Genomic DNA, 26,247 nt, shown 5'->3' with positions numbered 1-26,247 from the left:
AGCTGTTCCCTCACTTTTCATTTCGTATTTATTCAGTAAGAATATATCACATCTAAACAAAAAAGCAACTTATTTGTTTTAGCGGAAATAAACGACCGTTGCCCCATTGCCACCATTATTTGGCGCTGCAAAATTAAAGCTTTTGACAGCGCGATTAGATTGCAAATATTGAGTGATCCCTTGGCGCAAGGCCCCGGTCCCTTTACCATGCACGATCGTCACTGACGGATATCCCGCTAAGATAGCAGCGTCAATATAGCGATCTACCTCAGTCATTGCTTCTTCATAGCGTTTGCCCCGAAGATCAAGTTGCGGTGAAACATGGCTCGTTGACGCTGAGCGCAAGACAGTCCCAGCACGTTTGACTTTCTTTGGTTCAACATTGACCTTTTCAAGATCAGCTTCATCGATCTTCATCTTCAAGATCCCTAACTGCACTTCCCAAACATGCTCCCCGACTTTTTGCACCAAGACCCCACGTTGGCCATAAGAGGTCACCATCACATCATCATTTGGCTTGAAAGCTTGTTTGCGCTTAGCACGTTTCAAGACTTTATTTTTCTTCAAAGCTCGTTTTTGCTCAAGCGCATTTAACTGCGCTTTGGAATCGATCAATTCATTTTCCTTGATCTCAGTCGCCGCATTTTGTTTCAAGGCACGTAATTCACCGATGATCTCATCCGCTTTTTGTTTAGCTTGTTCGACGATCTCGTTAGCTTTTTGCTTAGCTTGATCTTGCATTTGCTCTCGCTCATTGACAAAACGTTCATAGGCCGTTGCCAAATCGTGGTGCAATTTTTGTGCCTCATCAAGGTTAGCTTGTAAACTGATCGCCTCTTCTTCTGCTTGACGTCGTTTTGCGACCAGATCAGCGATCATATTATTGAGATCTTGGCTGTCTTTAGCGACTAAATTCCGCGCAGCTGTGACGATCGTTTGGGATAGACCCAAGCGCTCAGAAATATTGAACGCATTACTTTGGCCCGGGATCCCGATCAGTAACCGATATGTCGGCCGTAATGTTTCTTCGTTGAATTCCATCGAAGCGTTGATCGTTTGGGTCCGCTCAAAGCCATATGTCTTGAGTTCGGGATAGTGCGTCGTTGCCAAAACGTAAGCCCCACTGGCCCCGATAGCGTCTAAGATCGCGATCGCAAGCGCAGCCCCTTCTTGCGGATCAGTTCCAGCCCCCAACTCATCGAATAAAACAAGGGAGTCTTGATCGACATGCTCTAAAATATTGACGATATTTGTCATATGAGAGGAGAACGTACTTAAACTTTGCTCGATCGATTGTTCATCCCCGATATCAGCAAAAATATTCTTAAAGACTCCGATCCGACTATTTTCAAAAGCCGGGATAAATAGCCCTGATTGGCCCATCATTTGCACTAACCCCAAAGTCTTTAACGTGATCGTCTTCCCACCTGTATTAGGTCCAGTGATCACCATTGCTTGATAATCTTTTCCTAGGATAATATCGTTTTTGACCGCTTTATCCATCTCTAGAAGCGGATGCCAAACTTGGCGCAAGTAAATATCTTTTTGTTCTGACAATAAAGGTTGCGTTGCTTTGAGCTCTTTAGCATATTTGGCTTTAGCATTGATAAAATCAAATTCACCTAAGATCTTAGCATCGTGGGCTAATTCAGCCGTATAAGGCATCGTCTCTTCCGATAGTTCGCGCAAGATCCGCAAGATCTCCTCTTTTTCAGCCACTTGCTCTTGCTTGAGGCGATTATTCAATTCTACGATCTCACGTGGTTCGATAAAGTAGGTCTGCCCCGAAGAACTTTGGTCGTGAACGATCCCACCAAATTTGCCCTTATGCTCAGCTCGCACAGGGATAACATAGCGGTCATTTCTGATCGTCACATTGGCTCCGCTTAGATACTTGGCATTATTACCACGGGTCAGTGCCACTAAACGATTTCTGATCGTGGCTTCAGTCGTTGAGATCTGACGGCGCAATGAGCGTAAGAGGCTAGAGGCGTCATCGGTCACATAGCCATCAGCTTCCAACGATACTTGCAGTCGCTTAGCTAATTGCGGTAGCGTCTCGAGTTGTTCTTCGAGTTCATATAGATAGTTCAATTCAACTTTTTCATCGGCTAGAGCCATAAAAAAGCGATGCACTTCGTTAGCTGAGCGCAATACCTGACTGATCTCAGCTAATTCCTTGCCATTTAGCGTTGCTCCGATCTCTAAGCGCTTGAGATGATCGGTGATCAACGTTAACTGTGGGACTGGTACCCCACCTTTTAAGCGCAAAATATCTGCGCCATCTTTTGTTTGTAAGAGCTTCACCTGGATCTCATCAAGATCGGTGCTGGGTCTTAAGCGTTTGACTTGCCGCTTACCCATTTCAGTTGTCGCATGTTGGAACAACTTTTGTTTGATCTTGTCGTATTCGAGGATCGCTAAACTTTTACGATTCATTTCCATCCCCCTGTGGTTCAAGTAACCAGTTATCTAATACTTGTTGTGAGATGACTGGTGTCTTTTTTAGCATAAACTGTGCTACGCTAGATTCGGCAATAAATGGCTTTGGTTGCACACCAGGCCAAGTATCCACTAGTAGCAACAAAAAGAAGATCACCCCATACGTCATTGCCAACGAAAAAAGCCCACCTAATAGACGGTCAGCTTGGGAAATGATCGGTATCTTCTTAGCTGTTTGGCGTACTGCATTTGTAATGAGCCGTAGTCCTAGGCCACCGATGAGCGCGATCATCCAAAAGGCCAGCATCTGGTAGAAGATCCGATTCACTCCTGTCGTTGCAAATATACTACTTAACTTTTGTCCCAAACTAGGCGCAAAGTAAAGCCCCAGACCTGCGACCACTACAAAGCCAACTAGCTTGATAAAGATCGCTGCTAGTCCTTTATGCGTTCCATGACGAAAAGCTGCTACTAGTACGATCAAAATACCTATTGTTAAAATCATTTTTTCTCTATTCTTTTGGTTCTGTTTGCTTTAATTTCAGCAATTCTTCTTGTTTATATAATTGATCTGAGACTGCATTGATCGCTAATAGGATCGCTGCTTTTTCATTATTCAATGACGGCATCAATTCCTTGATCTCCGCCAATTGTTCTTCCACGATCTTGACAACAGCTGCCATATGATCTGGTTCAGCTTTACCAATGATCGTATAAACTTCATTTGCAATCTTAACTTTAAAACGTCGCTTATTTTCAGGCATTCTCAAAAAAGCCCCCTAATTAAAAATTAACATACTATATTTTAGCATAATATCTAAGTGTGGAGAAAATCGTTTTGAGCCGTACGGATAGCCTAAATCAAACGATGATGTGTTTTTTGCATTATTGCTTGACTGTAGCTATACGCTAGGCTTAGATTTTTGCAACACGTTAATATCTACGTGTGGAGAAATGCGGATCGCACCGTACACCACTTACAGAAAAAGGCCCTCAATATCCAAAAGATATCCAGGGCCTGTAAGCGAAAAGAATTATTGGAGATTTTCGTCATTCAAGAAAGTATCTAAGACACCTTCGACCATATCCCATTCTTCATCACTTTCGATATCGTAAAGTTCAGCATCCTTAGCTTGACCATCTTCGTCAGGGTTAAAGGAGAAGGCTAAAACATCAACTTGTTCTTCAGGTTCTGAACCGGCTGGGATCAACAAGATATAAGCCTTGCCGTAATCTTCTGATTCAAATGTGAATAAAATTTCGTATAAAGTTTCGTTGCCATCTGCGTCAACTAATGTGATCATCTTTTCTTCTTGTTCACTCATTATCAATACCTGCTCTTTCTTATAATTCTGAGAGTAACTTGCCTTTGCTATCAAGATAGTTTTGCAAGATCAAGCCCGCAGCTAGTTTATCGATAACTTGCTTGCGCTTCTTGCGTGAAGTATCAGCTTGTTCAACTAGCATACGTTCTGCTTCGACCGTTGTCAATCGTTCATCACAAAAATCAACGGGTAAAGCAAATCTTTCTTCTAAAAGTTTACCATAATTTTTAGAAGCTTCTGCTCGAGGTCCTAAAGTATTGTTCATATTCTTAGGCAATCCGAGAACAAAACCCTTAACATCATATTCTAAGACCAATTCAGCGATCCGGTCGATCCCAAACTGTTCTTCATCTTCATTGATCCTAACGATCTCAACACCTTGAGCTGTCCAGCCCAATTCGTCGCTGACTGCTACTCCGACGGTTCTTGAACCTACGTCTAGCCCCATCAATCGCGCCATTAATTTTCTTCCTCCTTGTTGAGATATGAACGAACCAACTCTTCGATTATCTCATCACGTTCATGTCTTCTGATCAGGTTGCGCGCATCGTTTAACCGCGGAATATAGGCTGGGTCCCCTGATAATAGATAGCCTACTATTTGGTTGATCGGATTATAGCCTTTTTCTTCCAAAGCCGCATAAACGGTTTCTAGCGTCTCGCGCACATCCTTTTTATCGCCGTCATCAAAGTTAAAATACATTGTTTTATCCAACGAACTCATCTCAAAACACCTCCGTGATCTTGTCTACTAGTTCTATTTTACTAAACAAATGCTTACGCTACAATGAATATCTCTCAATTTGTATATTACAAAAAGATTATGTTTGTAAACTAAACGTCATGCTAACGAATAAAAGACCTTAGAAATCACCTTCTAAGATCTTTTAACGCTAAATTATTTATCAGCCAACCAAGTCTTGGCTTTAGCTAAAGCTTCACCGATACCAGCTGGGTTCTTACCACCAGCTTGGGCTAAGTTAGGGCGACCACCACCGCCACCACCAACAAGTGGAGCGATGCCTTTGATCAAGTCCCCTGCTTTGATGCCTGCTTTGATGCCGGCATTGGAAACACCCACGATCAAGTTGACCTTATCCTTAGCTGGTGCTGTCGCTAAGACTAACACTTCGGATAGATCTTTTTCTTTCCATTGATCAGCTAATTGACGCAATTGATCCATTCCAGAAACGTTGACTTTAGCCGCGATCAACGTATGACCGTTGACTTCATTAACATCTTTGAAGATATCTTGTGCTTGTTGACTTGCAAACTTAGCTTCAAGTGCTTGTTTTTGTTGTTCTAACTCTTTGATCTGTGCTTGTAAAGCTTCGACCTTACGTGGCACTTCTTTTAATTGTACGACTTTCATTTCAGCAGCTGTTTCTTGCAATAAATTATTACGTTGTTCTAAGAATTCAAAAGCTTCCTTAGAAGTTACCGCTTCAATCCGTCGAACCCCAGCACCAACACCGGATTCAGAAACGATCTTGAAGAGACCAAGTTCGTTAGTATTGTCAACGTGATTACCACCACAGAATTCCATGGAGTAGTCGCCGGCTTTAACAACACGCACGGTATCGCCATATTTATCGCCAAACAATGCGATCGCACCCATCTTTTGAGCAGATTCAAGGTCCGTGACCACTGTTTCGACTGGTAAATTAGCCCAGATCTTAGCATTAACGATATCTTCAACTTGTTGCAATTGTTCAGCTGTAACTGCGCCAAGGTTCGTGAAGTCAAAGCGCAAGTAAGTTGGTTCCACCAATGAACCAGCTTGATGTGTGTGTTCGCCTAAAACATCACGCAAGGCTTGGTCTAACAAGTGAGTTGCTGTATGGTTCTTTTTGACCTTATTATGGAATTCACGGTTTACTTCTAAGCGGTAAGTCATGCCCTTAACCAATTTTTGGCGTAATTTCAAGGTATGCATGTTTTGGCCATTTGGTGCATGTTGCACGTCCATCACTTCAGCTACCACATTGCCGTCTTCATCTTTGACGAGACCTTTATCGGCTACCTGGCCCCCCATTTCAGCATAAAATGGTGTCTTGTCAAAGATAACTTGTACCGTCGTATCAGCTTGTGCTTCATTTACCAAAGCATCATCTAAAATGATATCTTCAACAGTCCCTAAAGCATTTAATTCGCTATAACCGACATATTCACTTGGGGTCGTGATATCAGTCAATAAGCCATTTTGAACGCCCATGGATTTAGCCCCAGAACGCGCATTTCGCGCACGTTCACGTTGTTTTTCCATTTCAGTATCAAAACCAGCTTTATCCACACCTAGACCATTATCACTTGCATATTCAAGTGTCAATTCATATGGGAAACCGTAAGTATCGTAAAGCTTGAAGACACCTGCTCCAGAAAGTTCAGTTTGACCAGCAGCTTTAGTTTGTTCGATCAAGTCATCCAATAAAGCGACCCCATCTTTTAGGGTCTCATTGAAACGATCTTCTTCCATGCGGATGACTTTTTGAATGTAGTCAGCTTGTTCCAAAACTTCTGGATAAGCGGCTTCCATGATCTGACCCACGATCGGTACTAATTTATACAAGAATGCTTGGTCGATCCCAAGTTTTTGACCATGCATAACAGCTCGCCGGATCAAACGGCGGATAACATAGCCACGTCCTTCGTTTGAAGGTAAAGCACCGTCGCCGATCGCAAAAGTCACAGCCCGTGCATGATCAGCGATGACCTTAAATGAGATATCTTTTTCAGGGTCTTGACCATAATGATACTTACCACTTAACTTTTCAGTTTCCTTGATAAGTGGCATGAAAAGATCAGTCTCAAAGTTTGTCTTAGCGTTTTGGAAAACAGAAACGACACGTTCTAAGCCCATGCCCGTATCAATGTTTTTATGTGGTAGTTCTTCGTAAGTGCCGTCTGGCTTGTGGTTGAATTGAGAGAACACGATATTCCAGATCTCAAGGTAACGTTCATTTTCGCCCCCTGGATAGTTTTGTGGATCATCTTCAGCCACGTTGTTCATCGCTTGGCCACGGTCATAGAAGATCTCAGAGTCGGGACCAGATGGACCTTCCCCGATATCCCAGAAGTTGTCTTCGTCTTCGTAGATATGATCTTCTTTGACACCAGCTTCAAGCCAGATCTTCTTAGCATCAGTATCTTTTGGATAAACTGTGATGTAAAGTTTTTCGGGATCCAAAGCAAACCATTCCTCACTCGTCAACAATTCCCAGGCCCAATTGATCGCTTCTTTTTTGAAGTAATCACCGATCGAGAAGTTACCTAACATTTCAAATAACGTATGGTGGCGCGCAGTCCGCCCAACATTTTCGATATCGTTAGTTCTGATCGATTTTTGAGAACTCGTCATGCGGTGGTTCTTAGGCACAACAGAACCATCAAAATATTTTTTCATCGTAGCGACCCCAGAGTTGATCCAAAGTAAAGTTGGGTCATCTTGAGGAACTAAAGGTGCACTTTTCATGATATCGTGACCTTTTTGTGCAAAGAAATCTAAATACATTTGCCGGATTTGGGCACTTGATAATTCTTTCATCTTTGATCCTTTCTGGGCTGAAGGCAAAAAAACACCGCTGCTAGCAAGGACGCCTTAGCGCGGTACCACCTTGCTTGCAACGATGTTAGTCGTAACCTCTCAGCTGCTCAAATACGTGAGCACGTTATTTTCATGTAATAATATTAGTTTCAGGGAGCACCAATCAGTTTTTGCAAGTCCTTTCACCCACCGGACCCTCGCTTTAGCAAAATAGCTGACTGACATATCCTGAGTCAATGCAAAGTATAGGCAAAAATCACCCTTTTGTCAAGCTTACGAACGTTGATTTTTACGTTCTTGTCGGCGTGCGATCTTGCGTTTTTGTTGAGCATCACGTTTTAACGCCCGCTTGATCTTATTCTTGTAGCCTGGTTTGCGCTTCTTCTTAGCCTTTTTGACCATCCCGATCATCTTAGGATCAAGACTTTCTTGTCTCGTCCGGCGTTTTTGGCGCCGATTGCGATCATACGAATCCACGATCTCACCATTTTTGAGCGCTTTAGGGACAAAAGTGACTCCCATCTTTTCTAATTCTTCGATCTGAGCTTCTTCACTTGGGACATACAATGTGATCGCTATGCCCTTAAGGTTGTTACGCCCAGTCCGACCAACACGGTGTACGAAAAATTCAAGGTCTTCTGGTAGATCGTCATTGATCACATGCGAGACCCCCTCGATATCGATCCCACGAGCTGCGAGATCAGTTGCAACGACATATTGATATTCGAGATTTTGGATCTCACGCATCAAACGTTTGCGTTCCCGTGGTTGGATACCCCCGTGGATCTTAGCGACTTTTAGACCTTGATGACGCAAATAAGTCGTCAATTCGTCAGCCCGTTCTTTGGTGTTAGCAAAAACTAATGCCAAATATGGCTCACCCATCGTCAACAATTGATAGATCAATTGCTTTTTATCGCGTCCTTTAGTCGAAAGTAACCAGTTATCGATTGTCGGACTGATAACTGTTTTATTTTCCACCACTTCAACCACGGGATCATTCATATATTTTTGTAAGAATGGTTTTAATTTTTGGGGGATCGTTGCTGAAAAGACCAACATTTGGAGATCTTTTGGCAAAGCTGATGCGATCGCATCGGTCTCTTTTAAGAAACCTAAGTCTAACGTCATATCAGCTTCATCAACGACTAAATAATGCGCATTATGCACATCTAAAGCATTTGAACGCATCAGATCCAAGATCCGTCCCGGTGTCCCGATCACGATCTGTGGTTGGTGATGCTTTAATTTTTCGATCTGGCGTAATTTATCAGTCCCACCGACATAGTTTTGGACTAAGATCTCAGTTTCAGAATGCTTAGCTAGTTGCTTAGCCGCACCATAGATCTGATAGGCTAATTCCCGACTCGGAGTCGTAATAACAGCTTGGACTGCATGGACAGCTGGATCGATCGCATTAAAGATCGGTAGCAAGAAAGTATGAGTCTTACCACTCCCCGTTTGCGATTGTCCGACAACACTTTTGCCCTTTTTGATCACCGGGATCAAGCGTTTTTGCACTTCAGTCGGTGCTTGAAATCCGATCTCGGTCAACGCTTCATTTAAGAAGGGTTTTAAGTTAAAATCTTTAAATGTCTTATTCATAATATCCTCAATTTCTATTTTTCTGCGCTTGCAGCAATCTTATCTAATTTAGCAAGATAAGTTGGCAGCTCATCTAGGCTTCTCAGAATCGCTCCGCTGGCTAGGGTATGACCGCCACCTTCATATTCCTTAGCTAATTCGTTGATCACAGGCCCCTTGGAGCGGATCCGTAAACGATAGGTCTCGTCTTTTTGTTGCACGAGCACGGTCCAACAAATGACAGAAGAGATCTTACCCACTAATGGTACGATTGGAGCTGTGCCAGCATCCTCTAATGTAAATTGTTCCAGCGTCTCATTATCTAAAACCACGTAAGCTGCATTGTGTTCAGTGTACTTGATGTTTTCTAAAACATAGGCTGATAACCGCGCAACCTCTGGCGTCACTTCGTCTAAAGTCCGATTTACTTGACTGGCATCAAAATCATATTCCATCAATTTAGCCGCTGCCCGCATAGTAGCTGGGGTCGTGGCATTATACATGAAACGTCCCGTATCCCCAACGATCCCCGCATACAATAGACGCGCCGCTTTTGCATTTAGTTTTAATTTGCCATCTAAATTTTCTACTAAACGCGTGATGATCTCAGAACAGCTGGAAGCTGAACTATCGACCCAACAAATATCACCATAAGGGTCATCATTTGGATGATGATCGATCTTGATCAAAAACTTGCCCTTAGTATAGCGGTCATCATCGACACGCGGTTGATTAGCTGTATCAGTGACGATCACTAAAGCATCCCGATAGCATTCATCGCTGATCTCTTGGGGCGTATCGAGCCAACTTAGGCCTTTGACATTTTTACCGACTTGATAGACTGTCTTAGTCGGAAATGTTTCGCGAATAATTTCAGCTAACCCACATTGTGATCCATAGGCATCTGGATCGGGACGCTGGTGGCGATGGATAATGATCGTATCATACTGTTTGATCTGTGCTAAGATTTCTTCTTCAACCTTCATTTTTCGTTTCCTTATCTTTTTTTGTAGTTAAATACCTATAACAATGTAGTATACCACGTTATTTCCCTATTGTTCAAACAATGGTAGACTCAAGTTTTCAAATTCCAGTGGGGCTAACCCCGTCATCGTCAGGCCCAACAAGCGTAATTCTAACTCTGCCGGGGCTACTTCTTCAAATAACTGCATGGCATAATAGACGATGGTCGCGACATCATTTAAGAAATAGTCTTGCTTAGTCAAGCGTTTCGTGACCGTTTCAAATGAAGCTGTCCGCAATTTCAAAACCAAGGTCTTGCCATGCTTTTGCTTGTTATTTAATTCTTTTACCAGACGTGTGGCTAATTGCCTAAATTCATCATTGACTTGGGCTTCACTCACTAACGGGCGAATAAATGTCCGCTCCGTCCCGATCGATTTGCGTTCCCGAACTTCGACTGGTCGTTCATCGATCCCCCGCACCTGCTGGTACAAGACCGTACCGATCTTGCCAAAATGTTTATTTAAATAGCGCTCTGATTTGGCATAGAGATCTTCACCCTTCTCGATCCCTAAAGCATGCATCTTAGGCGCAGTCTTTTTACCCACGCCACGAAATTTTTCGATCGGTAGTGGGAATAAGAAAGCTTTTACCTCCTCTGGCCTGACCACGGTCGTTCCCACCGGCTTGCAAAAATCCGAAGCCAATTTTGCTAAAAATTTATTGTACGAAACGCCGATCGAACACGTCAGTTGCGTTTCATCATAGATCCTTTGCTGTAAGCGATGCGCGGTCAAGACCGCTGAGCCAAGTTTTTGTTTATCAGCCGTAATATCTAAATAAGCCTCATCAAAAGCGATCGGTTCAACTAGATCGGAAAACTCAGCAAAGATCGCATGGATCTGGCGCGATACTTTACGATATTTTTCAAAATTTGGTGTTACAAAAACTGCTTTAGGACAAAGTTTTAAGGCTTGTTGCGCATTCATCGCCGAATGGATCCCAAAAGCCCGCGCCTGATAATTGGCCGTTGCTACGACTCCATGTCCCCCGGTTTTACGCGGGTCACGGGCGATCACAACTGGTTTATCACGTAACTTAGGCTCATCGCGCATCTCGATCGAAGCATAAAAACAATCCATATCCACATGGATGATATCACGTTGTTTCATCAGTTTCCTCACATTACAAATAGGACCCAGGCTAAAACATCCCAAGGTCCCAAATATTTAATCATTCAACTTTTTTAGAAGATCCAATGGTGACCTGCTTTAGCCAATAATTCATCTGATGCTTGTGGTCCCATCGTCCCGCAGGCATAATTTGGGAAATAATCAACTGGTAGGTCTTCTTGATCCCAAGCATTTCTGATCGCATCAACGAATTTCCAAGAATATTCCAATTCGTCCCAGTGCGTAAAGTTTACCGAATTACCTTGCAACGCATTTAAGATCAAGCGTTCGTAAGCTTCAGGAACTTTAGCAACTTGTTCTTCAGTCAAGCGATAACCGATATTAGTTTGCCGTGTTGCAAATTCTTGACCGATCTTTTTGGTGTTCAAAGTAAAGTCGATCCCAGTATCGGGTTCAACATTGATCGTCACAGTATTATCGGCTAAACCTTGGCCGCCAAATAAGGAATCATCATCTTGTTTAAAGACGATATCGATCCGTGTAGCTTTCGTAGCTAATCTTTTACCTGTCCGGATATAGATCGGCACACCCGCCATATCACAGTTATCCACTTCAAGTTTACCCGCTACAAAAGTCTCAGTCATTGAATCGGGAGCGATCATACTTTCATCACGGTAAGCCACCATATCCTTACCCTCACCATATTGACCGCGGACAAAATTTTGTGCGACTTCTTCGGGTGAATAGATCTTCAACGCCTCAAAAGTTTCAACTTTTCGCTTCCGGACGTCTTTAGCACAATAAGAATCCGGCCGATCCATCACAAGTAACGCAACGATCTGTAAAATATGGTTTTGGACCATATCCCGCAAAGCGCCGGCTGTATCATAATAGCCTCCACGTTCTTCGACACCTAATGATTCGCTGAGTGTCACTTGGATATTACTGATCATCTTATTGTTCCAGATCGCACTTAAAATGCTGTTGCCAAAGCGCAGCGCCATAATATTTTGGATCATTTCTTTACCTAGATAGTGGTCGATCCTGAAGGTCGCTTCTTCTGGGAAATATTTACTGATCTCATCGTTTAATTCTTTAGCACTAGCATAGTCATGCCCAAATGGTTTTTCGATGATCACACGATTATAACCTGCCGTTTTAGTTAGACCTTGTGATTTCAAATGTTCACAGATCGTCCCAAAGAAACTAGGTGACATCGCTAAATAATACAAGCGGTTGCCTTCTAAGCCATAATCTTGGTCTAACTTATCGGCCAAAACACGTAAAGTCTCATAGTGGTCAACATCATTGACATTATGTGATTGATAGTAGAAATGGCTAGCAAATTCATCGATCTGGGTCTGGGAGTTGACCATCCCATCGATCGATGATCTAACTACATCACGGTAATAGCCGTTTGACCAAGGGCGTCTTGCTGTACCGATAACTGCAAAGTGTTTTTTTAAGTAGCCACGCTTATACAGATTAAACAAGGCAGGATACAATTTGCGTTGTGCAAGATCACCAGTCCCACCAAAAATAACAAACAATGCTTTTTGTTCTTTCTTAGCCAAGTTAAGCACCACTTTCATGATTAATTATAGTTATGTTTATTTTACTAATTCAGCTAATATTTAACAAGTAATTCAGTGCGAAGAATTACGAAAAGGAGCGTAAAAATAACGGTAATATCACTTGGAGGCACTTTTGGCCTCGAAGGGATATCATTGTTATTTTCTAGATCCTGCAATTCGCAGCCCGACATAATTCAGTGCGGAGAATTGCATGTATGATCCATTGCACAAAAAAACGCCCCGAATCACTCGTGAGCGTATTACTTTGTTTTCATTAGATCAAGTGGACACCCTTATCTACATAAATGACATCGCCAACTACACCAGTCGCTAAGTCACTCATCAAAAAGGCACAAGTTCCCCCGACTTCTCTGATCGTCACAGCCTCTTGATCGACCGTTCGTTGCTTGGAGATCTCTAGGAGGTCAGAGTGACCCTTGATCCCCGTCACAGCTAGTGTTTTGATCGCACCCGCTGAGATCGCATTTACCCGGACCCCAAACTTACCCAGATCACGTGCTAGATAACGCACACTAGATTCTAAAGCGGCTTTGGCGATCCCCATCGTATTATAGCTTGGGATCGCCCGAGTCGAACCCATATAGGTCAAAGTTACTAAACTGGCAGGATCATTTAAAAGCTCTAACTCCATCGCCACCTTGCTAACAGCGATCAAAGAGTATGCTGAAACATCGAGTGCCGTTTGAAAACCAGCACGAGTCGCATTCGTGATCTCACCTTCAAGTTCTGCTTTTGGAGCATAAGCGATCGCATGAACGATCCCATCGATCTTGCCATATCGTGTTTTGATCTCACTAAAAGCTTGGGCGATGCTGTTATCATCTGCAACATCACACTCAAGTAAGGAAGCTTCATCGCCCGTCAACTTGAGTAAACCTTTTTTTAAGCGCTCATTTTGATAAGTATAGATCAAATTAGCGCCTTGCTCTTGCATTACTTGGGCACAACCCCAAGCGATCGAGCGTCGATTAGCGACACCCATTACCAAAATCGTTTTATTTGCTAATAAATCTCCCATGATCATAATTTCCTTACTTTAAAATTTCCGAAAACGTTCATACCGCTCGGCTAACAATTCGGTTGGATCTTTTTTTACTAAAAGCTCTAGATCACGTTTTAAAACAGCCTTGATCGCTGCTACCGTCGCCAAATGGTCATTTTCATCTTCTGCGATCACCCCTTCGATCGCGCCGTGCTCTAACAACGCTTCTGGGGTCAACTGCATCACTTCAGCGGCCTCATCTGCTCGCTGACTATCCTTCCACAAAATAGACGCGAACCCTTCAGGTGATAAAACAGAGTACATGCTATCTTCTAACATATACACCCGATCACCACAGGCCATGGCAAGAGCGCCTCCACTACCACCCTCACCAAAGATAAACGTGATCAGCGGCACTTCCAATTGTCCAAGTTCTAACAAGCAGCGGGCGAGCGCTTCACCTTGTCCTTGTTCTTCGGCACTACGCCCCGGATAAGCACCGGCTGTATTGACAAAAGTCACTACTGGACGACCAAATTTTTCGGCTTGTTTAGCTAACCGCAATAATTTGCGGTACCCCGCTGGTTCAGGTGAGCCAAAATGCTTAGCCACACGCTGCTTAGGAGTTTTACCCTTGTCAGTTGCGACGACAGTGACTGGACGGCCACAAAATCGGGCCAAGCCACCAACGATCGCAGGATCATCTGAACCTTGACGATCACCATGTAATTCAAAAAAATCATCAAATAAATGCTCAATAAGTTCAGGGGTGGTGATTTTAGCTTGTGATCTAGCTGCAGCTACTACCTGAGCTGGCGTCTTACTATTTGCCATTAGCTTCACCTTCCTTTTGATGGAATCTCAATAACTGTGCCAAAGTTTGTTTTTGCTCGCGCCGCTTAACAATCGTATCGATAAAGCCATTTTGCAACACCGTTTCGGCACTTTGCAGATCAGCTGGGATCTTTTGATGCATCGTCTGTTCGATCACCCGCTTACCGGCAAATCCGACTAAAGCATGAGGCTCAGCCAAGATCAGATCACCTTGCATCCCAAAACTAGCCGTAGCTCCGCCAGTTGTCGGATCGGTCAAGACTGAGATATACAACAAGCCAGCCTCTGAGTGCTTAGCGACGGCATTTGAAACTTTAGCCATCTGCATCAAGGCATGGATCCCTTCTTGCATCCGTGCGCCCCCTGACGCCGTAAAAACGACGACGGGTAAGCATTCTTTAGTCGCACGCTCAAATAAACGCGTCAATTTTTCGCCAGTAACTTTGCCTAATGAACCCATGATAAAATATGGATCCATGATCCCTAAAGCAAATTTTTGGTCTGCAATCTGAGCCAGACCTGTCAAAACGGAATCATTCAACTCTGTCGTTTTTTGCGCTTTAGCTAATTTTTCAGCATACTCAGGAAAGTCCAACGGATCATCGGTCACCAAGTCTTCATCCCAAGGAATAAACTCATCGACCAGCCACGATAGACGCTTTTTAGCCTTTATTCTAAAACCATAAAAACATTGTGGACATTCTTGTAATGGGCCTAAATCTTGATGAAAGATCTCATAGCCACATTTAGGACAAGCGACCCACAAGCCAGCTGGAACCTTTTTTTCAGCGGCTTTATTGGCCTTTACTTGTTTATTTTGGACTGTATTGGCCTCATCAAACAGTTTCATCGGTATTTCCTCGTTTCCACTCTGGTAATAAAACACGTTCTAAGTAATCAGTGTTAAACGTTCCATCCAAGAAACCTTGGTCTTCTAAAATAGTCAGATAGAAATTCTGGTTAGTCTTGATACCCGAGATCACCATCTCACTTAATAAACGTTTTAGCTTTTCGATCGCTTCATGGCGATTTTCACCCAAAACGATAACTTTAGCAATCATCGAATCGTAATATGGTGAGATCTTGACCCCAGCATACAAATCAGAATCGATCCGCATCCCTAAGTTACCCACCGGGAAGTGCAGATAGTCGACTTTACCAACAGAAGGCGTAAAATTCTTGGCGGGATCTTCAGCATTGATCCGACATTCAATCGCGGTCCCCAGTAATTTGATATCAGCCTGCTCAAATGGTAGATCTTGGCCAAAAGCGACCTTGACTTGGGCCTTGACCAGGTCAACGCCAGTCACCATTTCTGTGACAGTATGTTCCACTTGGATCCGCGTATTCATTTCCATGAAATAAAATTTATGGTCTTGATCCATCAAAAATTCGATCGTCCCAGTATTACGGTAATCGATCGCTTCAGCTGCTTTGACCGCCAATTCACCTAAGTATTTGCGTTTAGCTTCCGTGATCAACGCACACGGACTTTCTTCGATCATCTTTTGTTTATTTCTTTGCAATGAACAATCCCGTTCTGGGAAATAGACCGTGTTGCCGGCATCATCGCGAAAGATCTGGACTTCGATATGCTTAACATCTTCCATGATCTTTTCCAAATACATCCGCGCATCACCAAAGGCCATCTGGGCTTCACGTTTAGCCTCATTAAAGGAATTAGCGAGCTCTTTTTCTGTATCGACCCGCCGGATACCTTTACCACCGCCACCAGCTGCCGCCTTCAATAAGACCGGATAACCGACCTCTTTAGCGACCCGCTTAGCCTCTGCAACATCTTCTAAAAAGCCAGTACTGCCAGGGATCACCGGAATATCGTGTTTTTGCATCTGGATCCGGGCATTGGCTTTATTTCCCATCAATTCGATCGTCTCGGAACGTGGCCCGATAAAGACTAAGCCACAAGCCTCACACAACTCTACGAAGCGACTGTTTTCTGATAAGAAGCCAAATCCGGGATGGATCGCTTCAGCACCCGTCAAAACAGCAGCTGCCAAGATATTTTTCATATTCAGATATGAATCTTTTGGTTTAGCCGATCCAACACAGACCGCTTGATCTGCCAGTTTGACATGCAAACTTTCACGATCTTCAGTCGAGTAGATCGCAACTGATTTGATACCAAGCTCTTTTAAAGAGCGAATAATGCGGACCGCGATCTCACCACGGTTGGCCACCAATACTTTAGAAAACATGTAACTACCTCTTTTATCCGATCATAAAAGTCAATTCAGCTAGGCAAACTACTTGACCAGCCACTTTGGCGGTCGCTTTACCACTGCCGATACTGCTCTTGATCTTTTCAAGTTTTACCTCAAGTTCTAACACATCCCCTGGGTACACAGGGCGTATAAATTCTGCTGCTTTGATCCCGCCAAAATAAGCAGTCTTACCAACAAACTCTGGCAACGTCAGCAACGCACAGGCCCCTGTCTGTGCTAAAGACTCGATGATCAAAGTTTCAGGCAAGACAGATAATTCCTGTCCTGCAAACAAAGCTTCATGTTCTGTCACACAGCGAAGCGCCCGCGCTGACTTTCCGGGTTCTAATTCTTCGACCCGATCGATCAGCAACAACGGGTAACGATGGGGCAAGATCTTTTTGATCTCTGCACTACTTAACTTCATCATTTAACCTCGCCCTACTTTGAACAGCGGTTGATCAAATTCGACTAAGTCTTCATTTTCGACCAAGACCTCAGTCACGATACCATCTTGATCACTTTTGATCTCAGTCATCATCTTCATCGCTTCGATGATGCAGACCACGTCCCCTTTATGAACACGTGAACCCACCGTTACATAAGGATCTTGATCAGGTTTAGGTTGTAAATAAACACTACCGACCATCGGCGATTTGATGAATTCCCCTTCAGCCTTGGTATCTTTTGTTACCGGTGGCACATTTTCTTCAACGGCGGTGATCGCTGGTTGCTCAGCTTTTTCACGCACTGGTAAAAATGGGATCTCATTTTTACTCAAATGGATATGAAAGCCATCCGTCGTGATCTCTAATTCACGCATTTCTGACTTTTTAAAATCATCCATTAATTTTTCAATATCATTAAAGTCCAAGTCTCTCAACTCCATTTTCTAAAAGCTAAAACTGCATTATGGCCCCCAAAACCTAATGAATTGCTCAAGGCATATTCAAGTTTTTCAGGGTGGGCTTTAGCCTGTGTTACTACATTAACTTTACACTCTTTATCTTGTTCTGTCATACCTATATTAACAGGTAATTGCCCCTTTTGTAAGCTAGCAACTACCGCAATGGCTTCGATCGCCCCAGCAGCACCTAATAAATGCCCTGTCATCGCTTTGGTACTTCCGACTAAAACTTTACTATCTTCACCAAAAACTAAATTGATCGCTTTTGCTTCAGCAGCATCATTAGCTTTAGTTGCCGTCCCATGAGCATTGATATAATCAACTTGCGCTGGCTCGATCTTTGCTTCAGCGAGGGCCAGTTGCATTGCAGTCGCAGCTCCTTCGCCCGTCGGATCAGGTGCCGTCATATGAAAGGCATCACAGTTGCTACCATAACCAACGACCTCACCTAAGATCTTAGCGCCCCGTGCCTTAGCATGTTCTAAACTCTCCAAGACTAAAGCACCACTACCCTCGCCCATGACAAAGCCAGAGCGGTCTTTATCAAATGGGATAGAGGCTTTTTGCGGATCAGTTTGCGTCGATAGAGCCGTTAATGCTGCAAAACCAGCGATCCCGATCTCATTGACTGATGCTTCTGCCCCACCAGCGACCATCACCTTGGCCCGCCCTTCTTTGATCTGGCGGTAAGCTTCACCGATCGCATTGGTCCCTGAAGCACATGCCGTTACGATCGAAGTACAGATATTTTTAGCCCCGATCCGCAAAGCGATATTCCCGGCTGCCATATTGACGATCGAGGTCGGAACAAACATCGGTGAGACCCGCTTAGGACCTTTTTCATGCATCTTGATCACTTGTTCTTGGATCGTCGTCAAGCCCCCGATCCCCGAACTAAAAATAACGCCAAGATCTTTAGAAGCGGTATTTTCAGAGGTGATTTGAGCTTGCTTCACTGCTTGAAGGGCACTATCAACGGCATATTGTGAAAAAAGATCCATGCGTTTGGCCGCTTTTTTACCGACCCGTAAAGTGGTATCAAAATCTTTGACTTCACCCGCATTGGTGACTCCAGTCTCAGTGGCATCAAATTTAGTGATCGGAGCGATCCCCAACTTTCCCTGAAATAAATTGTCACTATATTCAGTCACATCATTACCGATCGGGGTGACCGCCCCCATTCCTGTAATTACTACTCTTGTCATCTAAAACACCTCTCGTTTTGTTCTGCTTTAAAAGGCTAACCCACCATCGACCGTGAGCACTTGGCCTGTCAAATAATCATTTTCAGCTAAAAAGATCGCTGCATGTGCCACTTCATCCGGTGTCCCAAGGCGTTTTAATAAGATCTGCTCTTTAACTTGGTCTTTGACTTTATCGCTTAAGATAGCTGTCATATCACTGGCGATCATTCCCGGTGCGATCGCATTACATCTAATGTTGCGCAAAGCACCCTCTTTAGCCGTCGTTTTGGTCAAGCCAATGATCCCCGCCTTGCTGGCAGCATAATTAGCCTGACCTACATTGCCGTAAAGCCCGACCACAGAAGCGACATTGATGATCACCCCTTGACGTTTTTTATACATTTGCTTTAAAAAAGCTTGCGTCATGCGAAATGTTCCCGTCAAGTTAACATCGATCACGTTGGTAAAATCTGCTTCTTTCATACCGATCAGTAACTTATCATCGGTGATCCCCGCATTGTTGACTAAAATGTCGATCTGACCAAATTTGGCTTTAGCTTCTTTGACCATTCGCTTAACGTCAGCGGGCTGGGAAATATCACCTAAAATAACTTCGACTTGAACACCAGTCTGCTTTAATTCATCAAGCAATTCGCTTGGGACTATTTTGCGAGCGTTAAGCGCAACATTAGCTCCTTTTTTAGCAAAAGCGACCGCCATGCTAGCTCCGATCCCGCGCGAAGAACCCGAGATAAAAACATTTTTTCCCGTTAATTCCATCTTTAATTCCTCAATTCTGCCAATGTGGCTTGATAATGCTCCCACGTATCCAACCGATAACGTGGGATTTTTTTAGCGATCTGACGCGCAAATTTGCTCAAGGCGTCACCCGGTCCGATCTCAAGTAAGACATCTGGCTTTTCTTGGGCAACGATCTGAGATAGACAGGTCGCAAAATGGGTCGGGGCAGCAACTTGTCTTGGTAAGATCTGGGCTAAGTTAGCCTTGGTAAATGGAGCTTCGATCGTATTACTAAAGACTGTAAATCCCGGTTCTTGCCACTCGATCTGGACGACAGCTTGTTTTAATTGCTGTTCAGATGTTGAAAAAAGTGGTGTATGAAATGCCCCAGCTACGTTCAAAGCGATCACTTTTTTATTTGCAGCAGCTAAAGCTTGAGCTAACCTGTCAACTGCTAGCTTATGTCCCCCAACAACAACTTGTTTGGGCGCATTGTAATTTGCGATCCAAACACCTTCTTCTGGGGTACTGCATTTGACACATAACCGCTCCAATTCAGCGAGCTCGGGCTTTAACACAGCTAACATCGCCCCTGGCTTTTGAGCTACTTCTGCTTCCATGTATTGAGCTCGCTTTTTCACTAGCTCTAGACCAGCTTGTTCACTCAGCGCTCGACTAGCTATCAAAGCGGGATATTCCCCCAATGACAAGCCCAAAGCACCGCCAACTTCAAGTTTTAGATCACGAGCCAAGAGCTGATAGACATTATATGCAAAAGCAGTCAAGGCGGGTTGTAATTCTAACGTACTTGCTTGTTGGCTGTTTTGAAAGATTTTTAGTAGCGGAAGCCCCGTCAGCTGTGTGGCTCGAGCGATCCCAGCTTGAAAATCAGGATCTGCTTGATAAAAATCAAGCCCCATTCCATCAAATTGCGCTCCTTGACCGCTAAATAAGATGACCGCTTTTTTCATTTAGCTCACCTGACCTTAGTCGTTAGCTTCGAGTTGTTTAGCCACATGGTCAACAACATCTTGGATCGTTTTGATGCTTTCATCTGCTTCAAGTTGGATATCCAATTCATCTTCAAGCTCGTTCATGATCTCAAACACATCTAAGCTATCAGCTTCAAGATCTTCTTTGATGTCAGCTGTCAAAACGATATCAGCTGCATCAACATCTAATTGTTCACTTACGATCTCTTGTACTTTGTTTAAAATTTCTTCTTTTGTCATTTTTTATTCCTCCAAAAATCATTAATACTTGATGATAACTGTCCCCAAAGTCAAGCCCCCACCAAAACCACTAAAGGCAATGATCTGCCCGCGTTCAAGCACGCCCTGCTCACTTAGCTCAGCTAGTAAAAGCGGAATACTTGTCGCCGAGGTATTTCCATATTTAGCGATATTAGTTGGAAATTTTTCCAATGGTAACTTCATCTTCTTAGCTACACTTTGAATGATCCGTGCATTTGCTTGATGTAATAAAAATAGATCGACTTGATCTGGCGTCAGCCCCGCTTGTTCACAGGCCCGGACCAATGACTTAGGTACTTGACGGGTCGCAAAGTTATAGACCTCACGTCCATCCATCCCAAAAGCTGTCGGTCTTTGTGGTCCAGTAGGCGGAAAGCTGGGTGATACTTGGTCACATCCAGCCGTCAATTTAGCATGCGAAGCTCCAAAAGTTTTGATATCAGAGCTCAATAAATAACTCTGCTGTGTGTCAGCACTAGTCAGTAAAACTCCTGCCGCTCCATCGCCAAATAAAACAGCTGTCTTGCGGTCAGTCCAATCAACTAACTTGGATAAGACCTCGCCTCCGATCAACAAAACATTTTTGATCTGTTCATCCTTTAAGAAATTAGCTGCCACTTTTAACCCGTAGACAAAGCCCGAGCAAGCAGCCGAGATATCAAAGGCAAATGCATTTTTAGCTTCAATTTCTCCCTGCACGATCGCAGCAGTTGCCGGTGTATTACTATCGGGTGACATGGTAGCCACGATGATCAGATCGACTTCTTCTGCCTTGATCTTACTTTTTTTTAATAATTCTTTAGCAACTTGGACGCACAGACTTGACGTATTTGCCTTCAAACTCACGCGACGCTCTTTTATCCCCGTTCGCGTCGTGATCCATTCGTCTGAAGTGTCCATTATTTGTGCTAATTGGTCATTTGTGATGACTGTTGGCGGTACATAACTCGCACTTGCAACAATTTTCAATTCGTCCATTACGCCACTTCCGTCTTTTGATTTAAGAATGCTCGGCTAAGAACGACTCCAAATTTCGGATCGCTTTTTCGACCACTTGTAACTCAGCCGGCGTCGTATCCTTGAGAAACCCTTCGACCATTTTATGGTGAAAAGCATCATGTGCGCGAAACATTACTCGGCCCTTTTTAGTCAAACCTAAGCGAATGACCCGGCGATCATCACTACTTCTGATCCGCTCAACATAACCCTTTTTAACGAGGCGATCAACGGTCGCAGTTAACGAACCCGGTGTTAAATGGAGTTCTTTAGCCACTTCAGAAGCAGTTTTATGGTTATACATTGAAATAGCACTGATCGCATGCATCTCCTTGATCGTTAAATCATTGAAACGGCTCTTCTTAAGTTCTTTTTCCTCGATCCAAAGAATATCACTATAGATCTTGACCAAAGCATCATTGATGTACCTACTTCTTTTATCCATAACTACCTCACCTTGAATATTTTGATTACCATATTGTTTGGTTATCAAAATAATACCAGAAAAAAGTACCTAACACCATTAAATTTTATCCTTAGACTGACCAACGATAAACATCAACTCAGCCGTGCAGACCTTTTTCCCTTCAACGAGGGCTTTAGCTTTGACGATCCCCATGTTTTCTTTTTGTTTGTCCATCGTTACTTCCAGTTGTAAGACATCCCCTGGACGAACTACTTGACGAAAACGTGCATTATGGATCGCGCCTAAATAGGCGGTCTTACCTAAAAAGTTAGGATCTTTTAAGATCATGATCGAAGCCGCTTGCGCTAGGGTCTCAATGATCAAGACCCCAGGCATGACTGGATTTTTAGGAAAATGGCCTTGGAAAAATGACTCATTGATCGTCACATTTTTCACAGCGGTGATCTTCTCACCTAAAACCAATTCTTCGACATAATCAATATAACAGATCGGATAGCGGTTAGGGATCAACTCCATTACTTCTTGAGCGTCCATTAACTTTTTCAAACACGCCACCTCTTTCAATTTATTTCGAATACCAAAATATTCGATAGTCGAATGTTATTATATTTAGCTTTGGGTGTCAAACTGCTAAAAAACCGCTCTTATATCGAATGATATTTAAAATAATTTATATTTATCTAAAAAACCGAAAAATAGTTAATAACTTCAAAATAAATGACTTGTGATCACATTTTTTGTCCAATGAACTGATATTTATCCACACTTTATACTTAACAAAAAAATTATCCATCAATAAAAAATAACAAATGTTTTTTAGCAACTTGTTCTCCTGATATTTATTTTGTTATCCAAAATTCTAATTAAAATATAATAAAAAGAGATGCCTACCACTCGTTTTTGTAGCAAACATCTCTTTTAAACTATTTTTTCCAAATAAAATTAATGATAGCTCGGTCAACTTGACGATTTTCATGCAACTTACTATGTTGTCCGCCTTCACCCTTGATCTCAAGCTCTTGGTAACTGCGGTAAACCTCTTGCAAAAGATATTTCTCTGATCGTGAAGAATTATTGCTTACTCGACCATCAGAATCAGATCCGTCATTTAGATCACCATAGATATTTAGGACCGAGACCTGCTTTTTAGGATAACTATCATCCAATTTCAATAGCTGTTGGTAAGTTCCTGTCATCTGTTTAGGAGCACCATCTTCTTCTAACTGCATTTGATTGGCTTGATCATCCATACCAATGATCCCATTATAATGCCCTGCAATATTGACTTGCTTTTGCAATTGAGGTAATTTTTTATTTTGACCATTATCCAACATGTAGTAGGCCAAAGTCAGATTTCCCATCGAATGCGCAACAGCATTAAATTTCTTAAAGCCATACGTTTTTTGGAGTTTGACCAAAACATTTTTGAGCCAGACCCCATTTTGACGATAATTCGCATTTTTATTATCTTCAAATTCCACTTCGACTAGTGGATTATATGCACTTTGCGGTAGCGCCCCTTGCAATTTGACTGTCCCATCTTTAGCCACTGTCGCCCGGATCACATTTTGGGTAACTCCGGCCTTGACGATTGCCTGCGTCATATGCTCTTCTGCACGATGACTACTGCCATAACCGTGCAAAAATAAAGTTGGCACTTTAGTTTTTTCATATTGCTGGCTTGCATTATCACGTAAACTTTGTGAAACGATCAACCAGCCACCAAAAATGAGGACTACCAATAGTAATATCGGCCACCAAAACTTTCTTTTCATCCACGACCTTCCTTTCTTATGCCTGTTTATCGGATAAGATACCATATACTAAGGTTATTCTTCAAGCTAAAAAGGCAAACTCCATCATATGAGTTTGCCCTTAAAAGAGATATTATTAATCTGTTACGGCTTTAAAGTGGTACATATCCGCCGTGAAATCATGGCGTTTAACGGGATCATAGAACCCTAACTCCATCAATTCGTTCCCACTAAAGAGCGCCTTAGTTTTTTGATCTTGATAATTTTTGGCTGGGTCTAAACCGGCTAACTTAGTCAAGGTCAAGGTTGGTTGTGCTGAAGCTAAGCGGTCAAAGACAAAGACCAAAGCTTCATTTTTATCTCTGGAAACAAACATCCAGGCACATTGGTTACCCTTAGCTGGATCTTTCAAGCGGATAAAATCACCAAATTGGACTAATGGTCGGATCGCTTTATAAGTCTTGACCTGTTCTTTGACCGCTTCCTTTTCATCGGCTGTCAATTGAGTCAGATCGAGCTCATAACCAAAGACGGCACTCATTGCTACTGCACCACGAGTTTCAAATGGCGTGATCCGCCCAGTTTGATGGTTAGGCACGGCCGAAACATGCGCGGTGAAGACAGATGGTGGATAAACTAGTGAAGTACCATATTGGATCGTTTGACGTGCGATCGCATCGGTATTATCACTTGTCCATGACTGTGGCATGTAATAAGCATAACCCGTGTCAAAACGGCCACCGCCACCTGAACAACCTTCCCATAAGATATCTGGATATTTGGTCGTCAATGTTTCTAAGATCTCGTAAAGCCCTAGCATATAGCGGTGGTAGACTTCGCCTTGGCGTTGTTTTGGCAAGGACACCGAATAAACATCTGAGATATGACGGTTCATATCCCACTTGATGTAATCGATAAAGCCACCATCTAATAGAGCACTCAATTGTGCTACTACGTTTTCACGTACAGCCTTTTGCGTTAGATCCAAGATAAATTGATTTCGCGAAGGACTTGGCTTTCTTCCAGGAACTTGCATCAAATATTCAGGATGCTCTTGGTAGAGCTTTGAATCGATGGAGATCATCTCTGGTTCGAACCAAAGTCCAAACTTCAAGCCTTGTTCGTGGACATAATCAGCAAAATGCTTGATGCCTTGAGGGAATTTACGTTCATAAACGGTCCAATCCCCTAACGAAGTATTATCATCATCTCGATGACCAAACCAGCCATCATCTAGGACAAACATTTCGATCCCTAATTCTTTAGCATCATCAACGATCGTCTTTAACTTATCTTCATTGAATTCAAAATACGTTGCTTCCCAGTTATTTACGAGGATCTCACGTTCTTGATGTTTGAATTTACCACGGACGATATGTTCTCTGATCAATTCATGGTAATTTTGACTCATCTCATTCAAGCCGTTAGCTGAGAAAGCTAGTAAAACTTCCGGTGCTTGGAAGCTTTCACCGGCTTCTAAGTGCCAGCTAAAATTATAATCGTTGATCCCAGCGACCACACGTGTTTGTTCGAATTGGTCTTTCTCGATCTCAAAACTGTGATTACCGGAATACACTAAGTTAAAGCCGTAAACTTCACCCGAAAATTCATCGGCGTTGTGCTCTAAGACCGCGATAAAACTGTTCATTTGGTGACTTGAAGCACCTCGGCGACTTTCAAAGACTTTTCTACCTTGTCCGATCGCCTCACGTTGGATATGGCGTTCATTAGCATGAGCTCCAGGTAAGGAGATGACATCCATATCTTGTTTGATAAAATCAAGTTGCATAGAAGCGACTTTTTTGAGTTCTACCGGTTCAGCACCTGCATTAGTGACCTTAGCGGAACGGGCTACAATGGCTAGATCTTTGAAGATCGTGTATAACAAGGTAACTTCGACACCACTGACCTCATCTTTAAGAAAGAGCACTAGGGTCTGAGCTTCATCAGCGTTAGCATAGGCCGCTGGCAAGCCTTCAAGTTTAGGTTTACCCGCTGTGATCTCGTAGCCTTGATAGACTAAACGAGCTGCAAATGAACCATCCGCATTTTGTAGATCCAAAGCCGGTGTGCGATAATCACAATTCCCAACACCACTATACTCTTGAAGTAACGAGTCAAGTGAATATGTCCGGTCTAGACTCTCAGGTAAATTCCCTGAAAAGCCTCGATCTACCCGCGGATAACGCAACTGACCATGATACCCATTCACTTTTTTCCCAAAGTATAAGTGACTTAAATAGCCACCTTCTTCTACCGATAAAATGTATGAGATCTTATCATTATGCAAATGAAAGACTTTATTTTTTTCATCAAATTCAATCAACTTGTTCATCAATACACTCTCTACTTTCTAAATTAA

The 26,247-nt window shown here is 43.0% G+C and carries 26 protein-coding genes; all 26 read right to left on the bottom strand.

What is annotated here, in order from left to right; genetic code table 11:
- Window positions 1-78: 78 nt before the first annotated feature.
- The gene (locus GSR62_RS03080; protein WP_066023795.1) at window positions 79-2,439 is read right to left on the bottom strand and encodes an endonuclease MutS2; all 2,361 of its coding nucleotides are present in this window, start codon (window positions 2,437-2,439) and stop codon (window positions 79-81) included.
- Window positions 2,429-2,947, bottom strand: a complete 519-nt coding sequence (locus GSR62_RS03075) for a CvpA family protein (protein WP_066023794.1) — start codon at window positions 2,945-2,947, stop codon at window positions 2,429-2,431. The genes GSR62_RS03080 and GSR62_RS03075 overlap by 11 nt, the downstream gene beginning before the upstream one ends.
- Window positions 2,948-2,954: 7 nt before the next feature.
- Window positions 2,955-3,206, bottom strand: coding sequence for a cell division protein ZapA (gene zapA, locus GSR62_RS03070; protein WP_005920434.1), 252 nt, complete (start codon window positions 3,204-3,206; stop codon window positions 2,955-2,957).
- A 270-nt stretch (window positions 3,207-3,476) separates the two neighbouring features.
- The gene (locus tag GSR62_RS03065) at window positions 3,477-3,767 is read right to left on the bottom strand and encodes a DUF1292 domain-containing protein (RefSeq protein WP_005920432.1); all 291 of its coding nucleotides are present in this window, start codon (window positions 3,765-3,767) and stop codon (window positions 3,477-3,479) included.
- Window positions 3,768-3,786: 19 nt separating this feature from the next.
- A complete protein-coding gene (gene ruvX / locus GSR62_RS03060) occupies window positions 3,787-4,227 on the bottom strand; it encodes a Holliday junction resolvase RuvX (protein ID WP_010688609.1) in 441 nt (146 codons plus the stop codon).
- Complete coding sequence (locus tag GSR62_RS03055; protein ID WP_010688607.1) at window positions 4,227-4,490, bottom strand: IreB family regulatory phosphoprotein; 264 nt, start codon at window positions 4,488-4,490, stop codon at window positions 4,227-4,229. Before GSR62_RS03055 ends, ruvX begins: the two co-directional genes overlap by 1 nt.
- A gap of 174 nt (window positions 4,491-4,664) precedes the next feature.
- Window positions 4,665-7,310, bottom strand: coding sequence for an alanine--tRNA ligase (gene alaS, locus GSR62_RS03050; RefSeq protein WP_035448853.1), 2,646 nt, complete (start codon window positions 7,308-7,310; stop codon window positions 4,665-4,667).
- Window positions 7,311-7,583: 273 nt separating this feature from the next.
- Window positions 7,584-8,915, bottom strand: coding sequence for a DEAD/DEAH box helicase (locus GSR62_RS03045; protein WP_035448851.1), 1,332 nt, complete (start codon window positions 8,913-8,915; stop codon window positions 7,584-7,586).
- A gap of 14 nt (window positions 8,916-8,929) precedes the next feature.
- A complete protein-coding gene (locus GSR62_RS03040; protein ID WP_066023793.1) occupies window positions 8,930-9,880 on the bottom strand; it encodes a DHH family phosphoesterase in 951 nt (316 codons plus the stop codon).
- Between the two features lie 66 nt (window positions 9,881-9,946).
- A complete protein-coding gene (gene dinB, locus GSR62_RS03035) occupies window positions 9,947-11,029 on the bottom strand; it encodes a DNA polymerase IV (RefSeq protein WP_066023792.1) in 1,083 nt (360 codons plus the stop codon).
- 74 nt (window positions 11,030-11,103) lie between these two features.
- Window positions 11,104-12,582 (bottom strand): glucose-6-phosphate dehydrogenase, encoded by a 1,479-nt coding sequence (gene zwf, locus GSR62_RS03030; RefSeq protein WP_066023791.1) that lies wholly within the window; start codon window positions 12,580-12,582, stop codon window positions 11,104-11,106.
- A gap of 256 nt (window positions 12,583-12,838) precedes the next feature.
- Window positions 12,839-13,603 (bottom strand): enoyl-ACP reductase FabI, encoded by a 765-nt coding sequence (gene fabI, locus GSR62_RS03025; RefSeq protein ID WP_035448845.1) that lies wholly within the window; start codon window positions 13,601-13,603, stop codon window positions 12,839-12,841.
- A gap of 18 nt (window positions 13,604-13,621) precedes the next feature.
- Window positions 13,622-14,401, bottom strand: a complete 780-nt coding sequence (gene accA / locus GSR62_RS03020) for an acetyl-CoA carboxylase carboxyltransferase subunit alpha (RefSeq protein ID WP_066023790.1) — start codon at window positions 14,399-14,401, stop codon at window positions 13,622-13,624.
- Window positions 14,391-15,251 carry an acetyl-CoA carboxylase, carboxyltransferase subunit beta gene (gene accD / locus GSR62_RS03015; RefSeq protein ID WP_066023789.1) on the bottom strand — a complete coding sequence of 287 codons (861 nt, stop codon included), beginning with the start codon at window positions 15,249-15,251 and terminating at the stop codon, window positions 14,391-14,393. The genes accA and accD overlap by 11 nt, the downstream gene beginning before the upstream one ends.
- On the bottom strand, window positions 15,238-16,617 hold the full coding sequence (gene accC / locus GSR62_RS03010; protein ID WP_066023788.1) for an acetyl-CoA carboxylase biotin carboxylase subunit: 1,380 nt from the start codon (window positions 16,615-16,617) through the stop codon (window positions 15,238-15,240). The genes accD and accC overlap by 14 nt, the downstream gene beginning before the upstream one ends.
- Before the next feature lie 13 nt (window positions 16,618-16,630).
- Window positions 16,631-17,053: a 3-hydroxyacyl-ACP dehydratase FabZ gene (gene fabZ, locus GSR62_RS03005; protein ID WP_010688596.1), complete on the bottom strand. Its 423-nt coding sequence runs from the start codon at window positions 17,051-17,053 to the stop codon at window positions 16,631-16,633.
- Window positions 17,054-17,497 (bottom strand): acetyl-CoA carboxylase biotin carboxyl carrier protein, encoded by a 444-nt coding sequence (accB, locus tag GSR62_RS03000; RefSeq protein ID WP_010688595.1) that lies wholly within the window; start codon window positions 17,495-17,497, stop codon window positions 17,054-17,056.
- Between the two features lie 5 nt (window positions 17,498-17,502).
- Window positions 17,503-18,735: a beta-ketoacyl-ACP synthase II gene (gene fabF / locus GSR62_RS02995; RefSeq protein ID WP_029507294.1), complete on the bottom strand. Its 1,233-nt coding sequence runs from the start codon at window positions 18,733-18,735 to the stop codon at window positions 17,503-17,505.
- A gap of 27 nt (window positions 18,736-18,762) precedes the next feature.
- Entirely contained in the window at window positions 18,763-19,494 is a 732-nt protein-coding gene (gene fabG / locus GSR62_RS02990; protein WP_066023787.1) for a 3-oxoacyl-[acyl-carrier-protein] reductase, read from the bottom strand.
- A 2-nt stretch (window positions 19,495-19,496) separates the two neighbouring features.
- Window positions 19,497-20,426 (bottom strand): ACP S-malonyltransferase, encoded by a 930-nt coding sequence (locus GSR62_RS02985; protein WP_066023786.1) that lies wholly within the window; start codon window positions 20,424-20,426, stop codon window positions 19,497-19,499.
- A gap of 15 nt (window positions 20,427-20,441) precedes the next feature.
- On the bottom strand, window positions 20,442-20,687 hold the full coding sequence (locus tag GSR62_RS02980; RefSeq protein ID WP_010688591.1) for an acyl carrier protein: 246 nt from the start codon (window positions 20,685-20,687) through the stop codon (window positions 20,442-20,444).
- Between the two features lie 21 nt (window positions 20,688-20,708).
- On the bottom strand, window positions 20,709-21,686 hold the full coding sequence (locus tag GSR62_RS02975; protein WP_066023785.1) for a beta-ketoacyl-ACP synthase III: 978 nt from the start codon (window positions 21,684-21,686) through the stop codon (window positions 20,709-20,711).
- 22 nt (window positions 21,687-21,708) lie between these two features.
- A complete protein-coding gene (locus GSR62_RS02970) occupies window positions 21,709-22,149 on the bottom strand; it encodes a MarR family winged helix-turn-helix transcriptional regulator (protein WP_035448827.1) in 441 nt (146 codons plus the stop codon).
- A gap of 78 nt (window positions 22,150-22,227) precedes the next feature.
- Window positions 22,228-22,665: a 3-hydroxyacyl-ACP dehydratase FabZ gene (fabZ, locus tag GSR62_RS02965; RefSeq protein WP_033193014.1), complete on the bottom strand. Its 438-nt coding sequence runs from the start codon at window positions 22,663-22,665 to the stop codon at window positions 22,228-22,230.
- A gap of 389 nt (window positions 22,666-23,054) precedes the next feature.
- Entirely contained in the window at window positions 23,055-23,906 is an 852-nt protein-coding gene (locus GSR62_RS02960) for an alpha/beta hydrolase (protein WP_010688587.1), read from the bottom strand.
- 115 nt (window positions 23,907-24,021) lie between these two features.
- On the bottom strand, window positions 24,022-26,220 hold the full coding sequence (locus GSR62_RS02955; RefSeq protein WP_066023784.1) for an alpha-galactosidase: 2,199 nt from the start codon (window positions 26,218-26,220) through the stop codon (window positions 24,022-24,024).
- Between the last annotated feature and the right edge of the window lie 27 nt (window positions 26,221-26,247).

The organism is Ligilactobacillus animalis (genome assembly GCF_009933595.1).
In the GTDB taxonomy this organism is placed as follows: domain Bacteria; phylum Bacillota; class Bacilli; order Lactobacillales; family Lactobacillaceae; genus Ligilactobacillus; species Ligilactobacillus animalis.
The sequence above is the reverse complement of the archived record's forward strand: the minus strand, read 5'-3'. Positions and strand labels throughout refer to the sequence as shown.